Origin of the sequence: Streptomyces sp. 8L (genome assembly GCF_020176795.1) — a bacterium.
In the GTDB taxonomy this organism is placed as follows: Bacteria; Actinomycetota; Actinomycetes; order Streptomycetales; family Streptomycetaceae; genus Streptomyces.
The window spans coordinates 1-6,030 of sequence record NZ_JAIUKE010000111.1 but is presented as its reverse complement, the minus strand read 5'-3'; the positions used below and the strand labels follow the sequence as shown (position 1 = coordinate 6,030).

Genomic DNA, 6,030 nt, shown 5'->3' with positions numbered 1-6,030 from the left:
GGGGCCCCCCCCCGGGGGGGGGGGCCCCCCCGGGGCCCCCCGGCCCCGTGCCGTGGCCTGCGGGCCTCAGCCCGCCGCGCCCGCGGTCACTTGCCGAAGCCGAAGGCGAACACGTGCGCCCCGGAGTTCGGCAGGGTGACCGAGGCCACCTGCTTGGACGGGTCGAGCGGCACCTTGGTGGCGAAGACGTACGCCTTGACGTTGTCCTTGCCGCCGCTGCCGGTGTCGCGGTAGCTGGTCGTGACCGCCTCGGTGTCGCCGGGGACGGGCTTCGAGCCACCGGCGCCCAGCGTCCAGTCGGAGAAGGTCACGGGGGCCTTCGCCGTGGTGCCGTCCGTGTACGTCACGGTCAGCGTGCCGGTGACGCCGCTGCCGTCGGTCGGCGCGTTGGTCGCGGAGCCGAGCAGGCCCAGCGAGGAGCCGGTGGAGCCCTGGACCATCGGGATCGTCTGCCCCGCCATCTCGATGTTGTCGGGCTGGCCCGACTTCACCGTCGGGAAGGTGTAGTCGATGCCGTCGGCGCTGACCTTCGCGCCGCTGGTGGCTCCCGCGGCTTCCAGCGCGTTCTGCGAGTACGCCCAGCCACCACCGTCGAAGCCGCCGCCGAAGCTCGTACCGTCGGGGTAGATGCCCTCGTTCGTCGAGTACGGCCACAGCTCGCCCGGCTTGGCGACGGCCACCCGCAGGGCGGCCGTGCCGACGCTCGCGCCGCTCGTGTGGTCGGTGAGCGCGAACGTCACGGAGTAACTGCCCTCGGTGGCCGGTGCGGTGACCTTGAGATCGGCCTTCGCGCTGCCCGAGGCGGGCACCTTCAGCGAGCCCGAGGAGGCGGAGAGCGTCACGCCCGAGGGCGCGGTCGCCTTCCAGTCCACGGTGGCCGCCTTGGCGCCGAGGTTGGTCAGGTTCAGCGTGCTGTCACCCGAGGCTCCGGGTGCCAGGACCAGGCCGGCGGCGGGGCCGCTCGCCGCGAGGATCTTGCCGCCGCCCGTCGTGTCCGACGGCGGTACGGAGGAGGCCGAGGACGCCCAGGACTTGTTGGGCGTGGTGCCCAGCGCCCAGTCCATCGTGCCGGCGTTCTTCATCTGGCCGAAGGTCAGCCAGGACTGCTTCCACTCCTTGCCCTTCACGTCCAGCGACTGGACGTAGGGGGCCTTGGGCGCGGCCTTCGGGGCGTTGATCGCGAGCTTCTTGCCGCCCGCGAAGGTGATCTGCGCGACCGGGAAGGCCGGGCTGCCCAGGGCCAGCGTGTCGGTGCCCGGCGTCTCGGGGTACATGCCGAGCTCGGACCAGACGTACCAGGAGCTCATCGCGCCGAGGTCGTCGTTGCCGAACGAGCCGACCGGGGCGTTGAAGTACAGCTGCTGCTGCGCGGCGCGGACCGCGGCCTGGGTCTTCCAGGGCTGACCCAGGTAGTCGTACTCCCAGGGGATCTCGACGCTGGGCTCGTTGCTGAGGTTGGCGTTGGTGCTGCTCGGGTCGGTGAGGTTGTCGAGCAGACCGTCGAGGAAGGAGGAGTAGGCGCTCTTCCCGCCGCGGGCCTGGATCAGCTGCTGGAGGTTGAACGGGACCATCGGCGTGTACTGGGCGGAGCTGCCCTCGACGAAGCCGTTGGAGGTCCCGGGGGTGAAGCCGGTCGCGAACTGGCCGTCCTTGTTCTTGCCCTGCATGTAGCCGGTCTGCGGGTTGAAGACGTTCATCCAGTCCTGGGCGCGGGTGGCGAACTTCTTGTAGACGGCCTTCTTGCCGAGCGACTTGGCGAACGACGCGAGCGCGTAGTCGGCGCTGTCGTACTCCAGTTGCGTGGAGACGGGGCCGTAGAAGTTGCAGCAGCCGTAGTCGTTCTCGTCGAGCGGCAGGTAGCCCTTGGCGTCCCGTACGGACTCGCCGGGGCGGTCGTTGTTCGGGACGGTGGCCTCGTGCTGCATCGCGGCGAGCGCGTGGGCGGTGTCGAAGCCGCGTGCCCCGAAGGCGTACGCGTCGGCGATGATGCCGGCGGCCGGGTCGCCGACCATGACGTAGCTCTCGCCATTGTTCGACGCCCACTTGGGCAGCAGGCCCGTCTGGTCGTAGCCGTTGAGCATCGAGGTGACGATGTCGCTGGTGACCTTGGGCTCCAGGGTCGCCATCAGCTGCGTCTGCGAGCGGTAGGTGTCCCACGCCGAGTAGTTGGCGTACTGGGCCTTCTGGCCCTTGGCCAGCCGGTGGACCTGGTTGTCCATGCCCATGTACTGGCCGTTGTCGTCGGAGAAGACGTTCGGGTGCAGCAGGGAGTGGTACAGCGCGGTGTAGAACTGCGTCTGCTGGTCCTTGCTGCCGCCGCCGACGGCCATCTTGCCGAGGACACCGTTCCAGGCGTCGTGGTTGGCCTGGCGCATCCCGTCGAAGTCGAAGCCCTTGACCTCGGTGGAGAGGTTCGAGGCGGCGTTCGCGTCACTGGTGTACGAGATGCCGACGGCGGCCGTCACGGTCGGGGTCGTGGACGTGTCGAACGTCAGGTACATCCCGTTGGCGCCGGACGTGGGCGGCTGCGCGGCCTTGGCGCTCTTCGCGGTGCCGGCGCCCTTCGCGGCCTGGGCGGAGGTGTGCACGCTCGGGGAGGGCGCGGCGGGCACGGTGAAGTTCTTCTCGTGCTGCGCGGCCTCGGGGTGTGTGGCCAGGCTCTGCTGGGCGCGGCCCGCCTTCAGCGCGGTCGCGTTCTTGTTGATCGTGGAGCCGACCCAGGTGCCGCTGCCGGTGAACGCGCGGTTGAACTTGATGTCGAAGTGCAGCGTGTACCGGTTGGCGGCGCCGCAGAAGTGGCCGCTGTCGATCGAGCCGCTGATCTCCTTCTTGTTCACCACCTGCACCCGGGTGCCGTCGACCTGGGTGGCGCCGCCGCTCAGCTTGAGCAGCAGGTTGGACTGCTTGCCCGCCGGGAAGGTGAACTTGCCGAGGCCGGCCCGGGTGGTGTCGGTGAGCTCGGTCTTGACGCCGTTCGCGTCGGTGACGCCGTAGTAGCCGATCCCGGCCTGCTCGTCGTCATGGCTGAACTGGGCGGAGGTGTTGCCCAGGTTGCCGGAGAGGGCGCCGGTGGTGGGCAGGATGGGCAGGTCGCCCGCGACGCCGCAGCCGGGGCCTGACACATGGGTCAGGCTGAAGCCCGAGAGCTTGTTGTCGTTGTACTCGTAGCCGCCGCCGGAGGGCCGGTCCGGGGTGGTGTCGGGGCCCCACTGCATCATGCCGAACGGCATGTCGGGCCCGGGGAAGTCGTCCACCGCACCGGAGGTCCCGACGATCGGGTTGACCAGGGACGCGGGGTCCTTGACCAGGTGTGGGGTGGCGGCCGAGGCGCTGGAGGTCACGGCTTGGAGGGGCAGGACGGCGAGGCCGAGGACGGACACCAGGGCAAGGCGTCTGCGCACTCTGCGGCCATGGGGTGAAGTGGGAGATGAGGGGCTGCTGTTGACCATTCGATTGCCTCCGCAGCGGGTCGTGCGACGCACAGGACGTGCCGGGACGGGGAGGCGTCGCGGGAGGCGCCGCCGTCCGGATAAGAGGCAGCGGTGTCATGATCCGAAGGTCTGACAACGTTGCCACTCTGCACGAGTGATGAGTGAAACGTGGATGGTGATTGCGTGTCAACGCCAACAACATGAGTTTCTCGGCGGGCCTTTCGGGGCAAGGGCGACCGCCCCGTACCGGACGTACCGCCACAGAGCGGGTGGGAACGCGCGCTTCGCCCGGCCGCGGGACGCGATGCCCGCCGGTACGCGGGAGTGCGGGGGCGGCGGCGCCGCCTTCACGTGGCCGGGGAGTGTCGCGCCGGGCGTACGGCGTGGGCTTCGGTGCCCACGTGGACGCGAGGCGCCGCGTCGCAGCGTTACGGCGAGGCGTCGTTGCCGGTGCCCGGGGGGGGCGAGGCCATCGCGAAGGCGGGCGGAAGGCCGCCGCCGGCGGCCCGCGCGTGCGGCGTGTCGCGGGTGTGGGTACGGCGTGTCGCGGGTGTGGGCGGCGTGTCGCCGGTGTGGGCCGGTCCGACACGCCGAGGCCGGGCGTGTGGGCGCCCGCGGGTCACCTGGGCTTGTGCCCGCACCGGCCTGTCCGGTACGGGCGGGCCGCACCCGGCGCGGAGTGCCGTACGCGGGGCGCGCCCGGTGCGGCGTGTCGTATGTGTGGCGCGCCCGGTGCGGCCTGCCGTACGCGGGGCGCGCCCGGTGCGGCCCGGGCCGGCGAGCGTGTCGTATGTGTGGCGCGCCCGGTGCGGGGGGTCCGCTCAGTGCATGCCGTCCGCCGCGCCGGCCGCGTGGGCCAGCAGGTCGGCGATCTCGTCCAGGGCCGCAGGGTCCTCGGTGAGCTTGCTCGTCGCCACCCGGACATGGGCCCCGTGTGACGGCGTGAAGACGAACCGGGTGCCGGGCGAGACGGTGATCCCGCGCGCCGCGAGCGTCACCAGGGCCGCGCTCTCGTCCGCCACCGGGACCCACAGGCTCAGGCCGTCGCGGTTGTGCGTCGGCACGCCGCGTTCGGCCAGCCGCTCCGCCATCGCCCGCCTGCGGTGCCCGTACCGCAGGGCCGCGTTCTCGACCCGTTCCGCGGTGGCCGCGTCGGTGAGCAGATACGCGAGGGCGTTCTGGAGGATGCGGCTCGTCCACCCGGTCCCGTAGGTGCGCAGGACCCGTACCTTGTCGACGACGTCGCGCCGGCCGCCCAGCACGGCCACCCGCAGGTCAGGTCCGTGGGACTTGGAGTACGAGCGCACGAGGACGGAGCGCTCCGGCAGCCGGGCCGCGAGACTGGCCGCCGGGCGCAGGGCCAGCGGGCCACTCCCGTCGTCCTCGACCAGCAGGACGGCGGGGGCCGCCGCGAGCACGCCGGCCAGCAGGTCCGCGCGCTCCTCGGTGATCGTCCAGCCGCACGGCGACTGCGCGCGGGGCTGGTAGAGGAAGAGCGTCGGCCTGGTCCGCAGCGCCGCCGCCAGCGAGTCGGGCAGCGGACCGTCGTCGTCGCAGGCCACCGGCACCTTCTGGACGTCGTGGGCCTCCAGGATGTCGAGCAGCCTGGCGGCCGTGGGCTCCTCGACCGCGACCCGGTCGCCGGGCACGAGGAGCGCCCGGCAGAGGAGTTCGACGCCCTCGTAGCCGCCGCCGACCGCCGTCCACGCCTCGGCCTCGAACGGCCAGGTGTCCTGTACGGCCGCCGCGAGCCGCGGGGTCACAGCGACGCGGGCGTAGTCGTTGAGCCCCGCGTCGTCGGTGGCCGCCGCGAGCGCCGCGCCGAGCGGAGGCAGCAGGGCCGGGTCGGGCGCGGCCATGGCCAGGTTGCGGCCGAGCCGGTCGCCGAAGTGGCCGAAGAGCTCGAACCGGGTGGGGTGGGGGACGGTCGGCGGGCCGCTGACGACGGAACCCCTCCGGCCCGACGTGGTGATCATCCGGTGGGTCCGCAGCCGGCTCCACGCCTGGGCCACCGTGCCGGGGCTGACCGTCAGCGCGGCGGCGAGCGCCCGGACGGTCGGCAGGGCGACGCCGGGGGCGAGGTCGCCCGAGCGGATCATCTCGGTCATCGCGGCGGTGATGCCCCGCGCGCTCACCTCGGGGAAGCGGGCCGCCAGCTCGGCCGCGCCGACGCGACCGCCGGTCCGTGCGAGGGCGGGCGGCACCGCCGCGGGGGTCTCGGGGTCTTCAGGGGCCTCGCGGCGGCCTTCGAGGTATTCGGGGGGCATCTGGCCATCCTTTCAAGCCGGTTGGGCACGCGATGGCCCGACCCACGCACCGTACAGGGTTCGCGATTTTTGTACAGGCACAATTCGACCCTTGTTCTGTCTCTCACCTGAACATATGGTCCCGTCACAGCCACCGCGCGGACGCCGGCGTGCGGCAGCGCCGCGAGCCGGGCCACAAGCCCCGTCCGTACCGGTCGTAACGGTCACACCGGCCACCCCACACCGACACCGACACCGACACCGACACCGATACGTGCGGCATCCCCGCACGGACCGGGCGGACCCGCCCGAGGGGCGTGGGCGTGCCGGGTCCGCCGCCCACGCCCAGCCCC

Annotated in this window: 2 protein-coding genes; both read right to left on the bottom strand. The window is 72.3% G+C overall.

What is annotated here, in order from left to right; translation table 11 throughout:
* Window positions 1-86: 86 nt before the first annotated feature.
* Window positions 87-3,401, bottom strand: a complete 3,315-nt coding sequence (locus tag LCE31_RS11435) for a lectin (RefSeq protein ID WP_225014079.1) — start codon at window positions 3,399-3,401, stop codon at window positions 87-89.
* 851 nt (window positions 3,402-4,252) lie between these two features.
* A complete protein-coding gene (locus LCE31_RS11430; protein WP_225014078.1) occupies window positions 4,253-5,698 on the bottom strand; it encodes an aminotransferase class I/II-fold pyridoxal phosphate-dependent enzyme in 1,446 nt (481 codons plus the stop codon).
* Window positions 5,699-6,030 lie beyond the last annotated feature (332 nt).